General features: G+C 61.1%; 13 protein-coding genes. 6 read left to right on the top strand and 7 right to left on the bottom strand.

Annotated elements, in window-relative coordinates; translation table 11 throughout:
- The first annotated feature begins 10 nt into the window (after positions 1-10).
- A complete protein-coding gene (locus ACQ4WO_RS03810) occupies positions 11-958 on the top strand; it encodes a type II secretion system F family protein (RefSeq protein ID WP_139091496.1) in 948 nt (315 codons plus the stop codon).
- 13 nt (positions 959-971) lie between these two features.
- Entirely contained in the window at positions 972-1988 is a 1017-nt protein-coding gene (locus ACQ4WO_RS03805; protein ID WP_436480288.1) for a LytR C-terminal domain-containing protein, read from the top strand.
- Positions 1989-2008: 20 nt separating this feature from the next.
- Here ACQ4WO_RS03805 and ACQ4WO_RS03800 read toward each other — a convergent pair whose 3' ends face one another.
- From ACQ4WO_RS03800 to edd, 3 genes are all read right to left on the bottom strand, one after another.
- Entirely contained in the window at positions 2009-2521 is a 513-nt protein-coding gene (locus ACQ4WO_RS03800; protein ID WP_436480287.1) for a Rhs element Vgr protein, read from the bottom strand.
- Between the two features lie 199 nt (positions 2522-2720).
- Positions 2721-3350 carry a bifunctional 4-hydroxy-2-oxoglutarate aldolase/2-dehydro-3-deoxy-phosphogluconate aldolase gene (gene eda / locus ACQ4WO_RS03795; RefSeq protein ID WP_436480286.1) on the bottom strand — a complete coding sequence of 210 codons (630 nt, stop codon included), beginning with the start codon at positions 3348-3350 and terminating at the stop codon, positions 2721-2723.
- Between the two features lie 3 nt (positions 3351-3353).
- Complete coding sequence (gene edd, locus ACQ4WO_RS03790; RefSeq protein WP_436480285.1) at positions 3354-5267, bottom strand: phosphogluconate dehydratase; 1914 nt, start codon at positions 5265-5267, stop codon at positions 3354-3356.
- Between the two features lie 336 nt (positions 5268-5603).
- On the opposite strand from edd, the gene pgi reads away from it, so the two are divergent.
- Both pgi and ACQ4WO_RS03780 read left to right on the top strand, forming a co-directional pair.
- On the top strand, positions 5604-7268 hold the full coding sequence (gene pgi, locus ACQ4WO_RS03785) for a glucose-6-phosphate isomerase (RefSeq protein ID WP_436480284.1): 1665 nt from the start codon (positions 5604-5606) through the stop codon (positions 7266-7268).
- Positions 7269-7282: 14 nt separating this feature from the next.
- Complete coding sequence (locus ACQ4WO_RS03780; RefSeq protein WP_436480283.1) at positions 7283-8179, top strand: SMP-30/gluconolactonase/LRE family protein; 897 nt, start codon at positions 7283-7285, stop codon at positions 8177-8179.
- A 240-nt stretch (positions 8180-8419) separates the two neighbouring features.
- Here the strand turns inward: ACQ4WO_RS03780 and ACQ4WO_RS03775 are convergent, their stop codons facing one another.
- Complete coding sequence (locus tag ACQ4WO_RS03775; RefSeq protein ID WP_034750860.1) at positions 8420-9373, bottom strand: chemotaxis protein; 954 nt, start codon at positions 9371-9373, stop codon at positions 8420-8422.
- A 563-nt stretch (positions 9374-9936) separates the two neighbouring features.
- Between ACQ4WO_RS03775 and zwf the strand changes: the two genes are divergently transcribed.
- Positions 9937-11409: a glucose-6-phosphate dehydrogenase gene (gene zwf / locus ACQ4WO_RS03770; RefSeq protein ID WP_436480282.1), complete on the top strand. Its 1473-nt coding sequence runs from the start codon at positions 9937-9939 to the stop codon at positions 11407-11409.
- Positions 11410-11496: 87 nt separating this feature from the next.
- A complete protein-coding gene (locus ACQ4WO_RS03765; protein ID WP_034750862.1) occupies positions 11497-12351 on the top strand; it encodes an SIS domain-containing protein in 855 nt (284 codons plus the stop codon).
- A 178-nt stretch (positions 12352-12529) separates the two neighbouring features.
- On the opposite strand, the gene ACQ4WO_RS03760 is transcribed toward ACQ4WO_RS03765, so the two are convergent.
- The 3 genes from ACQ4WO_RS03760 to ACQ4WO_RS03750 are packed head-to-tail and all read right to left on the bottom strand — an operon-like array spanning position 12530 to position 16160.
- Positions 12530-14632: a Tle1 family T6SS lipase effector gene (locus tag ACQ4WO_RS03760; RefSeq protein WP_436480281.1), complete on the bottom strand. Its 2103-nt coding sequence runs from the start codon at positions 14630-14632 to the stop codon at positions 12530-12532.
- Entirely contained in the window at positions 14629-15252 is a 624-nt protein-coding gene (locus tag ACQ4WO_RS03755) for a DUF3304 domain-containing protein (RefSeq protein ID WP_436480280.1), read from the bottom strand. The genes ACQ4WO_RS03760 and ACQ4WO_RS03755 overlap by 4 nt, the downstream gene beginning before the upstream one ends.
- On the bottom strand, positions 15249-16160 hold the full coding sequence (locus tag ACQ4WO_RS03750; RefSeq protein ID WP_436480279.1) for a DUF4123 domain-containing protein: 912 nt from the start codon (positions 16158-16160) through the stop codon (positions 15249-15251). The genes ACQ4WO_RS03755 and ACQ4WO_RS03750 overlap by 4 nt, the downstream gene beginning before the upstream one ends.
- Positions 16161-16190 lie beyond the last annotated feature (30 nt).

The following is a 16190-nucleotide window of genomic DNA, read 5'->3' as shown; positions in this document are numbered from 1 at the left end:
GAGAATCCTCATGAATCCCGTCCATTTCGCCTTTCTCGCCCTGCTCTTCATCGCTGTCTTCGGCACTGTGCTGGTGGCCATGCGCAGCTTTGCCCCCGATCCCCTGCGCCAGCGCATGGACAATGCCACCGGCAAGAGCGCGGCGGCGCCTGGCGCCTCCGCGCCCAGCCCCTGGCTGGCGCGCATGGTGCGCCTGAGCGGCCCGCTGGCCAAACTGTCGCTGCCCGACCAGGGCTGGGAAGGCTCCGTGATGCGCCGGCGCTTCATGAATGCCGGCCTGCGCCAGGCGTCGGCGCCCATCCTGTTCTTTTCCGCCAAGACCATGCTGGCCATCGGCCTGCCGCTGCTGCTGTTCCTGGGACTGAGCGCGTCGGGCAGCCAGGTGGCCGGCAAGGCGCTGCTGTTCTGGCTGCTCATCGTGGCCGCCATCGGCTACTACCTGCCCAATATCGTCCTGGCGCAAATGATCAAGCGGCGCCAGCGCGACATCTTCGAAAGCTTTCCCGATGCGCTGGACTTGATGACGGTGTGTGTGGAAGCGGGCCTGGCCATGGATGCGGCGCTGGCCAGGGTAGCGGCCGAAATCGCCCTGAAAAGCGCCGTGCTGGCCGAGGAACTGCATCTGGTGATGCTGGAACTGCGCGCCGGCAACACCAAGGAGCGGGCGCTGCGCAACCTGGCCCTGCGCACGGGGGTCGAGGATGTCGACGCGCTGGTGGCCATGCTGATCCAGGCCGAACGCTTCGGCACCAGCATCGCCTCCTCGCTGCGCGTGCAGTCGGACCAGCTGCGCACCAAGCGCCGCCAGATGGCCGAGGAAGAAGCGGCGAAGATCGCCCTCAAGCTGCTGTTCCCGCTGATCTTTTTCATCTTTCCTTCGCTGCTGGTCGTCCTGATGGGACCAGCCTTCCTGCAAATCTACCGCGTGCTCCTGCCCAGCATGGGCAGCGGCAGCTGACCGGAGAACCGCCATGTCACAGCACACCACCCTGATGCTCATGTTCGCCTGCGCCGGCCTGCTGCCCGCCTGCGGCCACCTGCCCGGCCCGGCCACTCAGAGCAATCATGCTGCGCCACCGCAATCGCACATCGATGACAGCCCCGCCACCCGCAGCGCCGCTTTCTGCAAGCTGGGCAAGCGCATGCAGGAACTGGGCGACCCGCGCGCGGCGATGGCAGCCTATCGCGAAGCCCTGCTATTGACGCCCGACTCGGCCGATGCGCGCAATGGCGCCGCCGTGCTGCATGCGCAGCTGGGCCAGCTGGAAACGGCGCGCGGCATGCTGCAGGCGCTGGCACAAGAGACCCCGACGGCCAGGGCCTACAACAATCTCGGCTACGTACTGTACCTGCAGGGCGATTACGCGCAGGCGGCCAGCGTGCTGCGCCAGTCGCTGCAGCTCGACAACGGCCAGCAGCCGGCGCGCGCCAACCTGGACCTGGCCATCGCGGCGCTGGCGCGCAGCATCGGCACGGTCGATGCCACCGCGGAGACCATCGCGCCCGACCTAACGCCGGCGCCCGCGCCAGCGGCGCCTGCCAGCCGCCTGCAACTGACGCAGTTGCAGCCGAATATCTTCACGCTGAGCTGGCGCGACGCTCCTGTGGCGGCGCAAGCCGCCTTGCCAACCCCGGCAAAACCGGTGGCACCGGTGACAACCCTGCCACGGCTGGAAGTCATCAACGGCAATGGCGAAACGGGGATGGCGGCGCGCATGCGCGGCATGCTGGGCGGCATGGGCATCAGCGTGCTGCGGCTGGGCAACCAGCGACCGTACGGCGTCCAGGCCAGCAGCATCGTCTACCGCCCCGGTCACGCCGAGGCAGCGGCCGCCCTGGCCCTGGCCTTGGGCGGCATGCCGCAGCTGCAAGCGGCGGACGACGGCGGCATCGGCGCGGGCGCCGACCTGCGTTTATTGCTGGGCAAGGATGCGGCGGCCAGCCTGCGCGCGCCGGACATGCGCCTGGCGTCGAACACGACACCGTAACAGTGGCATCAGCGGTGGCGTCAGCGCGGCAGCAGCAGCCGGTCGGCGGGATTAATCAGGAAGCCTTGCAGGATATCCTGCAGCTGCGGCAGCTTGGCCACGTAGGTGGGAATGCCCAGCTGGCGCGCGCCGAAGTAGTGGGCGATGATGTCGCCCTGCTGCTCCATGTTGAAGTCGGACAGGACGCCGCCCGCTTGCGCATCGTAGCGGTAGGCGCGCTGCCCGATGTAGCCGCCGCCCAGCGCCAGCAGTACGCCATGCAGCAGCACGCTGTAGCCGAGCTGGTACTGCCACACGTGCACCATTTCATGGATGAAGAACAGCTTGCCGCCATTGCCTTCGCGCGAGAAATCGTCGCGGTACTGGACCGGCATGAAGTGCAGGCTGCCGCGCGGCGTCATCGCCGTGTTCTGGTCCTGCAAGCCGAACGGTAGAAAAGAGCCGCGCACGACGCGCACGCGCGCGTAGTCGATGGCGCCCTGGAAGACGCTGCGGGCCATGGCGGTTTCGCCGATGGTGAGGGGGCGGCGCAAGACTCGCATAAGAAGAAGTGAAGAAAGCGCGGCAGGCATAAAAGCCTGCCGAATACTATAACTGCAAGTACCTGACAGAAGCGTAGCGAGCGGCAGCGAGGTTCGGCGCCCCCTTGTGCCCAAGAAGCACAATGATACGAAGGCACGGTGAGCATCGCAGGCCGCAAAGCGCGACACGCGTAGCTTATGTCAGGTACGACTAGGCGGAACGCAGGCCGCTGGCAGCCTTGGCGATTTCCGTGATGCGGTCCCAGTTGCCGGCCGCGATCGCGTCTTTCGGCGTCAGCCACGACCCGCCCACGCAGGCGACGTTCTTGCACGCCAGGAACTGCGACGCCGTCTCTTGCGAAATGCCGCCTGTCGGGCAGAACGTGATGTCCGGCAGCGGGCCGTAAATCGCGTTGAGCATGCCGATGCCGCCGGCCGGCACGGCCGGGAACAGTTTCAGCTGCTGGAAGCCGTTTTCACGCGCCGCCATCACTTCGCCTGGCGTCATCACGCCTGGCAGCAATGGCAAGCCGCTGCTTTTCGCCGCCGCCACCAGGGCCGACGTCAGGCCTGGCGACACGCCGAACACGGCGCCCGCATCGCGCGCCTGGACGAATTCCTCGGGACGGGTCAAGGTGCCCACGCCGACGATGGCGCCCGGTACTTCCGACATGGCGCGGATCGCTTCCAGGCCATGCTTGGTGCGCAGGGTTACTTCCAGCACGCGGATGCCGCCCGCCACCAGCGCGCGCGCCAGCGGTACGGCGTGTTCAGGATCGTCGATCGCAATCACGGGGATCACGCTCGAGGTGCGCATAATTTCCAGTAGTGTCATGGTCATCTCTTATTTCCTAGCCAAAAAGTCTTCATCGGAACCCGGTACGGTGTCACCGACATTGTCGGCGTCGTGCAAGGCGACGGTGGTGGGAATCGGCGACGGCAGGCCGAAGGTGGTGGCACCTTCTTCCGCCGCGCTGACGGTGGAACGGAACATGGAAAACAGCTCGCGGCCCATGCCGATGTGGTTCGGCGACAGGTCTGCCGTCACCAGCGAACGGGCGTGCCAGACGTCGGCCGGCACCAGCGCCTCGAGCACGCCGGTGAAGGCGTCGAGACGGATGATGTCGCCGTCGCGCACGAGGCCCAGCGGGCCGCCGGCGAGGATTTCAGGCGACACGTGGATGGCGGCCGGCACCTTGCCCGACGCGCCCGACATGCGGCCATCGGTAACGAGCGCCACGTGGCGGCCCGCATCCTGCAGGTTGGCCAGCGCCGGCGTCAGCGCATGCAGTTCCGGCATGCCGTTGGCGCGCGGGCCCTGGAAGCGCAGCACGGCGACAAAGTCGCGGTCCAAGGTGCCCGCCTTGTAGGCGGCCATGAAATCTTCCTGCGAATTGAACACGAGGGCCGGCGCTTCGACCGTGCGGTGCTGCGGCTTGACGGCCGAGACCTTCATCACGGCGCGGCCCAGGTTACCTGCGACCAGGACCATGCCGCCGTCCGGCGCGAACGGGTTCGAAGCGGGGCGCAGCACGTTTTCGTCGGCGCTGGCGGCCGGTGCATCTTTCCAGAATACCTTGCCGTCTTCGCCGAGGAACGGTTCCATGCAGTGCGCGCGCAAGCCGTGGCCGAGAATGGTGTTGACGTCTTCGTGCAGCAAGCCCGCGTCCAGCAATTCGCGGATCAGGTAACCGGTGCCGCCGGCCGCGTGGAAATGGTTCACGTCGGCGTCGCCGTTCGGGTAGATGCGCGTGAGCATCGGCACGATGGCCGACAGCTCGTTGAAATCGTTCCAGTCGATGACGATGCCGGCCGCCTTGGCGATCGCCACCAGGTGCAGGGTGTGGTTGGTCGAACCGCCCGTGGCCAGCAAGCCCACGACGGCGTTGACGATACATTTCTCGTCGACGATATGGCCGACCGGCAAATAGCTGCCGCTCTGCGCCGTGATGACGGCGGCGCGCTGGGAGGCGGCTCTTGTGAGCGCATCGCGCAACGGCGTGTTCGGCGTGATGAAGGCGGCGCCAGGCATGTGCAGGCCCATTACTTCCATCAGCATCTGGTTGCTGTTCGCGGTACCGTAGAAAGTACAGGTGCCGGCGCCGTGGTAGGCTTTCGATTCGCCTTCGAGCAAGTCTTCACGCGTGGCCTTGCCTTGCGCATACAGCTGGCGCACCTGGGCTTTTTCCTTGTTCGACAGGCCCGACGTCATCGGACCGGCCGGCACGAAGACGGCCGGCAAGTGGCCGAAATGCAGCGCGCCGATCAACAGGCCCGGCACGATCTTGTCGCACACGCCCAGGTACAGGGCGGCGTCGAACATATTGTGCGACAGCGCCACGGCAGTCGACATGGCGATGGTGTCGCGCGAAAACAGCGACAGTTCCATGCCTGGCTGGCCTTGCGTCACGCCGTCGCACATGGCGGGCACGCCGCCGGCGAACTGGGCGACGGCGCCCACTTCGCGCACGGCTTGCTTGATGATCTGCGGGAAGCCTTCGAACGGCTGGTGCGCCGACAGCATGTCGTTGTACGAGGACACGATGGCCACGGACGGCTTCTTGTATTCCTTCAGCGACAGCTTGTCGTTGGCGGGAAAGGCGGCAAAGCCGTGCGCCAGGTTGGTGCACGACAGGGCGCCGCGCTGCACGCCCTGGATGCGGGCCGCATCCAGATGCGCCAGGTAGGCGCCGCGCGATGGCCGGCTGCGCGCGATGATGCGCGCTGTTACGGATTCGACTACTGGATGCAGCGCCATATGGATTTCCTTAAAAATGAGTATTTCGTGAAATTTTACTACAAAATGGTGAAGAAGAAGCACTCTTGCATGGGCCAGCAACACAAATAAGCGACGGATTGCGGCGTATCAAGGCAAACCCGGCAAATATCGCGTATCGGCACGTACCAACATGGCTCTTATATGTCATGGGCGCGATCGCTAAAAAAAGCACAACAAAATCCGCTTCGCGCCACAAACTGTAGTGAAATTACGTTTTTCTGATGTATTATTCTCATACCAATGCCGGATCCGCTGTTCGCCACGACGAACGCGCCGCGCTCCTTTCAACCGAGACAAGCACCCAAGCCGACCGCCATGCGCCAGCCAGCACCTACTCCTGCCATCACCGCCACCGCCAGTTTCCAGTCCCTGCAAGCGCATAGCGCCAGCCTGCGCGAAGTGCATCTGCGCCAGCTGTTCGCGGCCGACCCCGCGCGCTTTTCCAGCATGACCGTCGATGCGGCCGGCCTGCTGCTCGACTATTCGAAAAACCGCGTCGACGCCACGGCCATGGGCCTGCTGATGGACCTGGCCCGCGAGCGCGGCGTGGAAGCGCAGCGCGAAGCCATGTTCACTGGCGAGAAAATCAATCTTACCGAACATCGGGCCGTTCTGCATACGGCTTTGCGCGCGCCACGCGGCACCAAGCTGGTCGTCGATGGCCAGGATATCGATGCCGACGTGCAAGATGTGCTGCAACGCGTCAAGGCATTTACAGACAAGGTGCGCAATGGCAGCTGGCTCGGCTACACGGGCAAGCCGATCTGCGACATCGTCAACATCGGTATCGGCGGCTCGGACCTGGGCCCGAAAATGGCGTGCCTGGCCCTGCGCTCGTACGCCAACCCGGGCCTGGAAATGCACTTTGTGTCCAACGTCGACGGCCACGACATGGAAGCGACCTTGTCCAAGGTCGATCCGGAAACGACCCTGTTCATCGTGGCTTCGAAAACTTTTGTTACGGCAGAAACCATGCTCAACGCCAACACAGCGCGCGCCTGGTTCCTGCTCGAAGGCGAAGAAAAGGATCTGGCCCAGCATTTTGTGGCCGTCTCGACCAACACGCAAGCCATCGTCGACTTCGGCATTTCGCCGGACAATATGTTCCCGTTCTGGGACTGGGTCGGCGGCCGCTATTCCGTCTGGTCGTCGATCGGCCTGGCCGTGGCCCTGTCCGTCGGCTTCGAATACTTCAGCGATTTCCTCGCCGGCGCGCATGCGATGGACCAGCATTTCCGCCAGGCGCCGCTGGAACAGAACATGCCCGTCGTGCTGGCCATGGTCGGTTTCTGGAACCGCCAGTTCCTCGATTGCGGCTCCGTTTCCATCGCGCCGTATCACCAGGACTTGAGCCGCTTTGCCGCCTATCTGCAACAGCTGGACATGGAAAGCAACGGCAAGCGCGTCACCAAGGACGGCCAGCCCGTCGGCGTGCCGACCGGTCCCGTCATCTGGGGCGATTGCGGCACGAATGCGCAGCATGCGTATTTCCAGCTGCTGCACCAGGGCACGGACATCACGCCCATCGATTTCATCGCCGCCCTGCGCGCCACGCACGACTTGCCGGGCCACCACGACGCCCTGCTGGCCAACTGCTTCGCCCAGTCGGAAGCCTTCATGACGGGCAAGACGGGCGATGAAGTACGCCTTGATTTACAGGCGCAAGGCTTGCCGGAAAGCGAGATCGAAGCGCTGGTGCCGCACAAGACTTTCCCAGGCAACCGCCCCAGCAACACCATCCTGATGGACCAGCTGACCCCGACCACCCTGGGCGCCCTGATCGCGCTGTACGAACACAAGACCTTCGTGCAGGGCGTCTTGTGGAACGTCAACAGTTTCGACCAGTGGGGCGTGGAACTGGGCAAGGTGCTGGCCAAGAAAATCCAGGCCGAACTGACGGGCGAAGCCCGTCCCGACCACCACGACAGCTCGACCAATGGCTTGATTGCCCTGGCGAAAGCCGCCAAGGCGGCGTACTAACTTAATTGAGGTTTATGAATATTTACGAAATCAAAGTAGTCAGCGACAAAGCCATGCAAGTGGGCGAATGCCCGCTTTGGCATGGCAAGGAAGCGGCCCTGTACTGGGTCGATATCGATGGCCGCGCCGTGCACCGCTTGCACCCGGCCAGCGGCAAGCATGACCAATGGAGCATGCCGACGGAACCGTCGGCGCTGGCCATCAATGCCGGCGGCGGCCTGATCGTGGCCTTGCGCAGCGGCTTCGCCCACCTCGACACGAAGACGGGCAGCCTGGCGGAAATCGCCCCGGCACCGTTCGACATGGCCACCACCCGCTTCAACGACGGCAAGGTCGACCCGGCAGGCCGCTTCTGGGTCGGCACGATCTTCGAGCCGCGCAACGCCGATGCGGCGGAAATGTTCGTGCTGGAAAAAGGACAAGTGCGCAAGGTCTGGTCGGGCGGCATGACCGTCTCGAACGGCCTGGGCTTTTCCCCGGACCAGCGCACCATGTACCATTCGGATACCACCACGCACCGCATCGACCGCTTCGATTTCGATGCGGCCACGGGTGCCATTTCCGCGCCGCAGCCGTTCCAGCGCTTTTCCACGGACAAGAAAGCGTTTGATTACGGCGGGCGCCCCGATGGCGCGGCCGTCGACAGCGAAGGCAATTACTGGTCGGCCATGTTTGAAGGCGGCAAGATCTTGCGCTTCGCTCCCGACGGCCACCTGCTGGGCGAAATCACCGTGCCCGTGCGCTGCCCCACCATGGTGACGTTCGGCGGCCCCGACCTGCGCACCCTGTACATCACCAGCGCCAGCCACAACCGCTCCGCCACCGAAATCGCCGACTACCCGTTGACGGGCCACGTGCTGTCCGTGCGCGTGGACGTGGCGGGCCAGCCGGAAACAGCTTACCAGGCGTAATCCGACACCATTGTTGACCGTGGCGGCGTCGGATTACGCGCAGCGTCGCTGCGCTCATCCGACCTACCGGACTGCCACGTGCCCAGAGGCGTGGCGGACCAGCCGTAATCGTTTGCCAGCAAAAAAAAGCGCCGGCACCCGCGAGGGTCCGGCGCTTTTTCTTGCGCAACGGCGTAGATCGGATTAGCGGGACGAAGGCCCGCGTAATCCGACAACCGTGTTGACCATGGCCGCGTCCGATTACCGCGACAATACCTTGCGGATCGTCTCGGCCAATTCAGCCGCCACAAACTTCGCCACATACCCATCGGCGCCCACGCCCTTGACGTGGTCTTCGTTGGTCGAGCCCGTCAGCGACGAGTGGATCACCACGGGGATGTTGGAGAAGCGGCCGTCGTTCTTAATGTTGCGCGTCAAGGTAAAGCCATCCATTTCCGGCATTTCCAGGTCGGTCAGCACCAGCGCGACCTTGTCTTTCGCCGTCTTGCCTTCCGTGGCCGCCTGTGCCGAGATGGCCTGCAGGCGTTCCCACGCTTCCTTGCCCGTCTTGGTCATGATGAAAGGCACGCCCATCGCTTCGAGGCCCTTCTCGATCAGCGAGCGGGCCAGCGAGGAATCGTCGGCCGCGAGGATCACGGCGCCGGCCGGCAAACGCACTTGCGGGCCGATGCTGTTTTCGTCCACGTCCGGATCGCCCGACGGCAGCACGTTGCGCAGGATTTGCTCCACGTCCAGCACTTGCGCCAGGCGCGTCTTGTCCGTGTCGCCATCGAGGCGGGCGATGCTGGTGACGAGGCCGCCACCGACGCTCGATTCGGCCGACAGCACCTGGTTCCATTCCAGGCGCACGATTTCGTCGACCTCTTCCACGGCAAACGCCTGTGTCGAGCGGGCAAATTCGGTCACCATCAGGATCTTCAAGCCGCTGCTCTTGCAGCCGACCGCCATCGGCAGGTCGATCACGGGCACGATCTGGCCACGGATATTGACCACGCCCAGCATGTGCGGGTGCGAACCGGCCACCGCCGTGATGGCAGGCATTTCCATGATTTCACGGACTTTGAACACATTGATGCCGAACAGTTCGCGGCTGGTCGAGTGATCACTGGTGCCCAGCTTGAACAGGAACAGTTCGAATTTATTATTGCCTGTCAGGCTGGTGCGTTCATCGACATCTTGCTGCATTGAATTCATTGTGTCCCCTTGAGCCGTCTTGTAAAGTTAAGTCGCCTGCCCCTGATGCTGCGGACAATGCGGACTGCACGTCGCATGGACGTCGGATGGCGGGTTCGGGGCATGGCCGGCGCTAGCGGTGCAGTGTGTATCGTACAATTTCTTACAACCAATAGTTGCTATCGATTCGAGCTTGAATTATACGGTTTTTTACTTTCTCCAAAGCTACTTTACGCTGCCAACGGCGATCCTGACAGCATTTCTTGCTTTGCCTGTTGCTACAGCGCAAATGATGACGTAGAGAACTAGAAATTTCCCTGGCAACCATGGTTACTTTGAAACGCCGCGTGCAAATAGCGATAGCCTACCAAGGCCAGCGAACGGCATATAATGGCCATGCCGGCATCGCAGGCATGCATAGCGGGCAAAATGGCGACGATGGCGGCTGGAATGTAGTAAAATTTCTTGCAATTGCCTGTTCTACGTAGTAAATTTACACCACCGATTATAGTAGCGACAGACTGGCACTTCCGGTCGGCTTCCTCCCCGCTCCGGCCCTTTTACTTTTGCGACGACACTCACTTATGGCACTTACCGATTTTGACCTGGTCCTGTTTGGCGGCAGCGGCGATTTAGCAATGCGCAAGTTGTTGCCTGCAATGTATGCGCGCGACGTCGCGAACGATTTGCCGCCGACGGCGCGCATCATCTGTGTGGGCCGCCAGGACAGCGGCCAGGATGCCTTCCTGAAAATGGTGGAAACCAACTCGCGCCCGCATATCAAGGCCAGCACCCTGAATGCCGCCACCTGGAGCAAATTCTGCGCGCGCATCGTGTATGTGTCGCTCAACGCCAGCGATGCGGCCACGTACGCGCCGCTGGTCGAAGCGCTGCGCGGCGATGCCGACCTGACGCGCGTTTACTACCTGGCGACGCCGCCGCATTTGTTCGCGCTGATCTGCGACAACCTGGAAGAGAACGGCCTGGTAACGCCGAATTCGCGCGTGGTGCTGGAAAAACCGCTGGGCCGCGACCTGGCCAGCGCCAAGCAGATCAACGCCGAAGTGGGCAAGGTTTTCCAGGAATCGCAGATCTACCGTATCGACCATTACCTGGGCAAGGAAACCGTGCAGAACTTGCTGGCCCTGCGCTTCGGCAATATCCTGTTCGAACCGCTGTGGCGCCGCGAATGGATTTCCGACGTGCAGATCACCATCGCCGAAAAGCTGGGCGTGGGCAACCGCATGGGTTACTACGACACCTCGGGCGCGCTGCGCGACATGCTGCAAAACCACTTGCTGCAACTGCTGTGCATCGTCGCCATGGAACCGCCGACCTCGATCGCGCCGGACGCCGTGCGCGATGAAAAGCTGCAAGTACTGCGCTCGCTGAAAAAATTCACGCCCACCACCCTGGCGCAAAACATCGTGCGCGGCCAGTACCGTGCCGGCCATGTCGACGGCGCCACCGTGCCGAGCTACCGCGACGAGCCCGATGCGCCGGAACATTCGCGCACCGAAACCTTCGTTGCGCTGAAGGCCGAGATCGACACCTGGCGCTGGGCCGGCGTGCCGTTCTACCTGCGCACGGGCAAGCGCATGGCCGACAGCCTGGCCGAGATCGTCGTGCGCTTCAAGCAGATCCCGCACTCGATTTTCAACCAGCCCACGTCGAGCTTCCAGCCGAACTGCCTGGTGATCCGTCTGCAGCCGGACGAAGGCTTGCGCATGAACCTGATGGCGAAAACCCCAGGCGACGGCATGCGCTTGAAACCGGCGGAGCTGGAACTCGATTTCCGCGAGTCGTTCAAGACCCCGCGCATGGACGCCTACGAGCGTTTGCTGCTCGACGTCCTGCGCGGCCAGCTGACCCTGTTCATGCGCGGCGACGAACTGGAAGCGGCCTGGGAATGGGTCGAGCCGATTCTCGACAACTGGGAACAGAACGACAGCGCGCCGATTCCGTACACCGCAGGCACCTGGGGCCCGGCAGCCGCCAGCGCCCTGATCGGCCGCGATGGCTTGCAGTGGCGTGAAGAAGCATTACCCGAGGATTAACAGGCAAAACAGGGGCCTGCCCGCAGAGGGGCAGGCCCTTTACCTATTATCCCCACACTCCTGAACACCTACCAGAAGACTACCCTGATGCTGCTTGATTCCATCCGCACCCAGCTCGATTCGCTCTCCAAGTCGGAGAAAAAGGTCGCGCTGGCCGTGCTTGACCAGCCGAACCAGACGGTCAGCCAGAACATCACGGCGCTGGCGAAAAGCGCGCAGGTGTCGGAACCGACCGTGGTGCGCTTTTGCCGCACCCTGGGCTACGACGGCTGGCATGAATTCAAGCTGAAGCTGGCACAGGGCCTGGCCCTGGCCATGCCGGGCGCGAACGAGCAGCCGGCGCAGGACGACCTGGCGGCCGACCTGGTGAATAAAATTTGCAGCCGTTCCATCAACACCCTGCTCGACTTGCGCAACAACCTGAATCCGGAAGCGATCCAGCGCGCGCTCGACATCCTGTCGCGCGCCAGCAAGATCGAATTCTATGGCCAGGGCACGTCGGGCATCGTGGCGGCCGACGCGCAGCACAAGTTCTTCCGCTCGGGCGTGCCGACGGTCGCCTACAGCGACCCGAACATCCACAGCATCGCCGCAGCCCTGCTGCGCGGCGGCGACTGCCTGGTGGCCATCTCGCAGCGCGGCAACAGCCCCGCCCTGGTCCGCTCCGTGAAACTGGCGCGCCGCGGCGGCGCCGACGTCGTCGTGCTGGCGCCATCGGGCACGCCGCTGGCGGACCTGGCGACCGTGCTGATCCCGATCGACCTGGTCTTCAACACCGACCCCTACACGCCGATTTCCGCGCGCCTGGCCTACCTGGTGGTGATCGATGTGCTGGCCGTGGGTCTGGCCCTGCAACGGGGACCTGAATTCCGCAAGAAGATGCAGAATGCGCAGAAAGCGCTGCAGGAATTCGACATGCAGTTTGACTCCTTCATCGGCTGATCCGGCTGATCCTCTGCCGGCTCCAGCCCTGCTGGGGCAGCTCCTTAGCCGGGGTGGCAGAATGAAATAGATCGGGCTCAGCAAATGCACGGACTGCGTTAGTCAAGGCTGCCAGCAAGGTCGGCAATGTGCGGCTATCGACCCAGTGCACGGGTAGCTCAATGGATTGGCATTTGACTTACACCATCTTCAGCGACTCCACGGCATCGGCAGATATATGATGGGCCATCGCGATAATGCGCTGTTCCTTGTGCAAAACAGGCAGCATGCCCGCATACTGAGCGCCTGACGGCTTGAAGGTATCCGATCCCATGTAAATTGACCGGAAACGCAAATAGCCACCTCCCAGAAGTCTGTTCTCGCGTCCGCCCTTGTCCGGCTCGATCGCATCCATTTCGTTTTCGGTACCTTTGACAGCTTTGTATCGCAGCAATTGCTCTTTTTCCTTCTTGCTCAAACTATAGGGATTGGGCTTCCCAGGGTCTGCCTCCGGACCGTTCTCCCATTCACGGGCTCGCTCTTCCTGAGCCACAAGCAATTCCAGCGCGTACCACAAGTCAGGAATGTCTTTCCCCAACGGTTTGAACCACGCACGCGAGTCATGCACGAACTGTTCAAAAAAGTTGTTTACTTCGGCGGGTGGTACCGGCTTATCCCAAAATTCGGCGATAGGTTCCCATTCGGGATTACGGGGCCGCCCTCTACTGCCAGTCGTGCGCTGATCGGTGCGCCATTTTTCAAAGCTCGCAACCTCTTCCTCCAACTCCTTGTCCGCCATCGTGAGATCAGTAAAATCGAATTTCCCGCTTTTATAGGTGGCTGCCAAATTCTTGACATTCGGCAAATCTCCCATCTTGCCAAGCATTTTCTTGCGCCACTGTATGTACAGCATGTGCTGGAATTCCATAATCCTATGTAGCCGCAATGATGGCTCAGCTCCTTGCTGCGCATGGCAAAAGCCGATATAGGCATTGAAGGTGGCTATTGTGCGCGGATCGATGCGAAAGGCCCGCTTCGTCGCTTCACTGGCCTCTTCCAGCTTCAGCGGCACCCCAGCCAGGCGCGCCGCCCGGTACATCGTGGCCAAGGTAATGCGCGACATCAAGTCACCTCCGCTTGGATCTGTACCGCGCCCTTGTTCTTGCGGTAAATAGCCGCCTCCGATGTCCGAATGAACACCGGGGAAAACAATTTCCGTGCAATTACAGGGAATATTGCCCAGGTGAGCAACGGAGTCCAAGGGAAAAGACCGGCGTACTTCATGCGCCGACACCAGATGCAGGCACTTGGTTGGCCCCGGTGATGTGGGTATTCTGAGCGACACTTCGGTGTCGGCCCAGCCACCATGTCCGTCCACCATCCTGTTCGGGAGGGGCACTGAAGCCGCCAAGCCAACCGAAGCGACGGTATCGAACAGGCCCATAAAGTCGAACGTCACCTCGATAGTGCCCATACTTAACTGGCGAGCCTTGACGCCTTTGCTAACGGTCAGTTGCGCATCCAGCTTGCATAACCAGATGAACCAATTGGCAAACGAGCGCGCTTCGGCCGCGCCACGCGAGAAACCGAACATCGACACGAAAATATTGAGCACCTTGCCTTTATTGACGCTTTTCGCCGGCCCATCGGTTGGCACAAATGGCCGCAAATTGCTGTGCAACTTTTGCAAGGCCTGCGTAAAAGCATTCACCAGCGCCTGTGAAGGCCGCACTTTGCTGGGCAAACTGAGCGTATTGAAGTCCTTTTTAAACGTCTTATCATCTACCAAGGGAGCATCGGTATAATATCTGTGCACATTATTGAGTGCCTCCACCAATGCCCAGATGATACGATTTTCTCCCTTGTAGGCGAAGGCCAGGCCGCGCGCCCGGTCGCTGGTGAGGGCGCTAAATCCCTCCCCCGTATCGCCAACCTCATCGAAGCGTGTGCCGACCCCGGGGACGTAGGTGCGAAAGTAACTGTTGTGGTATTTTGTTTCCAAGTCCGGCCAGGCCTCGCTGCCATGCGTATCTTTACCGCCGGGAAATGCACGATACAAGCGCGCCACGTTGCTGTGCGAATGAAACGGCACATCCCGCTTCATATTATTGTTGGTGCCGTCGAAGAAGAAGCCGAAAAACAGATTGACATCACATGGTGGAGGAAAACCTGGAAGTGGGCATTCACGCTTCTTTATAAATTCTATAATTTCATCCATTTCATTAGCTCCGTCAAAAAAACGGTCTTTGTCAGATGGATCAGTTTTATCAACAGAATAGTTTTCGGCTAAAAAAGCTGTCACCTCACATCTCCCTCTAAACTCTGGACAATTTTTTTTTGAAATTCAATAATTTCCTTTTTTTCTTTTATCTTTTCATCTGATAATGTATAAAAGTCACGCAGTAATCTTTTCTCCAAAAAATCGAGCGTATTTCTCTCTCTCTTTAGTTTATCCTTGCGACGTTCATCCCGATACTCCTTCGTCGGTACCGGATACCCCTTGATTTTCCCCGGCCATTCCGGCCGACTCGGTCCGTAATGCGATACCACGGCCCCCACGCGGCCATCTTCATAGACGATCAGCCAGATATCGCCCGCCTTCCCATTTGGATACGGCGGGATGCTGACCGTCTCGCGATGCAGAGTCGGGTCTGGATAAAACTGATAGACCACCACGACCTTCAAATCCGCATGCCATTTTTCCGGCACGCTGAAACAGCATATCGTGCCGCCTTGGCCATAAGGATCGATCGCATCGCCACCGCCGCCGCTGTTGGTATTGCCCGGATTTTCAACCGCAATGTAATTGACTTCGCGCGAAGAATAATTCAGCGCCTGAATGCTCGCCGCCATGCCGACGCCGGGAAAACATGCGGCCAGCAAGATACCTCGCCACAGCCACTGCCTGAACAAGATAATCATGACTTTGCCTCCACTGATAACATCGGCACAGCAACAGGGGATTGCTCCGCCATCCATCCTTCAAACAATGCAGCTGGCACTTGTGCCCGTGCAGGTTCCGCTAGCCAGAATGCAAGTTGCGACGTCGCTTCCAGGCCTGGGTTTTCGAGGCCAAATATGCATACGTCAAATCGATCTGGCGGTGCTTCAAGCCGCGCATGATCAGCACAACCCAGCCAGTATTCAACCAAGGTATGGGCATGTTCGGCAGTATGTGGTTCCAGCAAGCGAGGCCTGGTCGCGCGCACTTGGAACAAGATGCCGTCGGCTTCCGCCGTACGCATCAGTTGAACGCATTGCTGCTCGCTTAACGATATGCCAGGCGCCGCCGGTAGCGCTTCACCAGGCAAGGTCAAATCACTCCAGTCGGCTTTGCGCGTGACGTATTGCCAATGGTGTGCCGGCCCACAAAACTGGCCCAACTGCTGCGCCGTCAATATCTTGAAAAGCTGCGGCAAAATGCGGGTATCGGCAAACGACAATGCCACCGTATAGTCGGCGGCGTCAACGATGCACCATGGCGCCAAACGGGCCGCCAGTTGTTTCAACGGCTCCGGCGTGACAATCAGGCTGAGTGCCGGATGACCATTGGTTTTCTCAAGCAGCCGCTCCCAAGTAAAACGGCTTGCATCGTCAAACTCAACCAGCAGCGGCGAGATGGACAAAGTTTCTTCATTCGCACCTGGCGTACCGGCAAACAACGCCTCATATCGTAGATGCTGCGTGCGCTTAAGCAAGGGATAACACGACTCGTCAAAAACACCATCGACCAGCGCATATATGTGCGCCTCGGGAAACTGGCGGCGAAACGCCTGCAAGCGCGTGTGCGATGACACTTTCCAATCAGAGGGAAACATATTAATACCCACTTAGTCGCTCTCCTCTAACTGTTGTTTTCG

It is taken from the genome of Janthinobacterium aestuarii, from assembly GCF_051380835.1.
GTDB lineage: Bacteria > Pseudomonadota > Gammaproteobacteria > Burkholderiales > Burkholderiaceae_D > Janthinobacterium > Janthinobacterium aestuarii.
This window is presented reverse-complemented; position numbering and strand designations above follow the sequence as displayed.

Bases quoted from the DNA above. Each gene is read 5' to 3' on its own strand.
- ACQ4WO_RS03780 (WP_436480283.1), top strand. From the start codon at position 7,283: ATGAATATTTACGAAATCAAAGTAGTCAGCGACAAAGCCATGCAAGTG.
- pgi (WP_436480284.1), top strand. From the start codon at position 5,604: ATGCGCCAGCCAGCACCTACTCCTGCCATCACCGCCACCGCCAGTTTC.
- zwf (WP_436480282.1), top strand. From the start codon at position 9,937: ATGGCACTTACCGATTTTGACCTGGTCCTGTTTGGCGGCAGCGGCGAT.
- ACQ4WO_RS03810 (WP_139091496.1), top strand. From the start codon at position 11: ATGAATCCCGTCCATTTCGCCTTTCTCGCCCTGCTCTTCATCGCTGTC.
- ACQ4WO_RS03805 (WP_436480288.1), top strand. From the start codon at position 972: ATGTCACAGCACACCACCCTGATGCTCATGTTCGCCTGCGCCGGCCTG.
- ACQ4WO_RS03755 (WP_436480280.1), bottom strand. From the start codon at position 15,252: ATGATTATCTTGTTCAGGCAGTGGCTGTGGCGAGGTATCTTGCTGGCC.
- ACQ4WO_RS03775 (WP_034750860.1), bottom strand. From the start codon at position 9,373: ATGAATTCAATGCAGCAAGATGTCGATGAACGCACCAGCCTGACAGGC.
- ACQ4WO_RS03765 (WP_034750862.1), top strand. From the start codon at position 11,497: ATGCTGCTTGATTCCATCCGCACCCAGCTCGATTCGCTCTCCAAGTCG.
- edd (WP_436480285.1), bottom strand. From the start codon at position 5,267: ATGGCGCTGCATCCAGTAGTCGAATCCGTAACAGCGCGCATCATCGCG.
- eda (WP_436480286.1), bottom strand. From the start codon at position 3,350: ATGACCATGACACTACTGGAAATTATGCGCACCTCGAGCGTGATCCCC.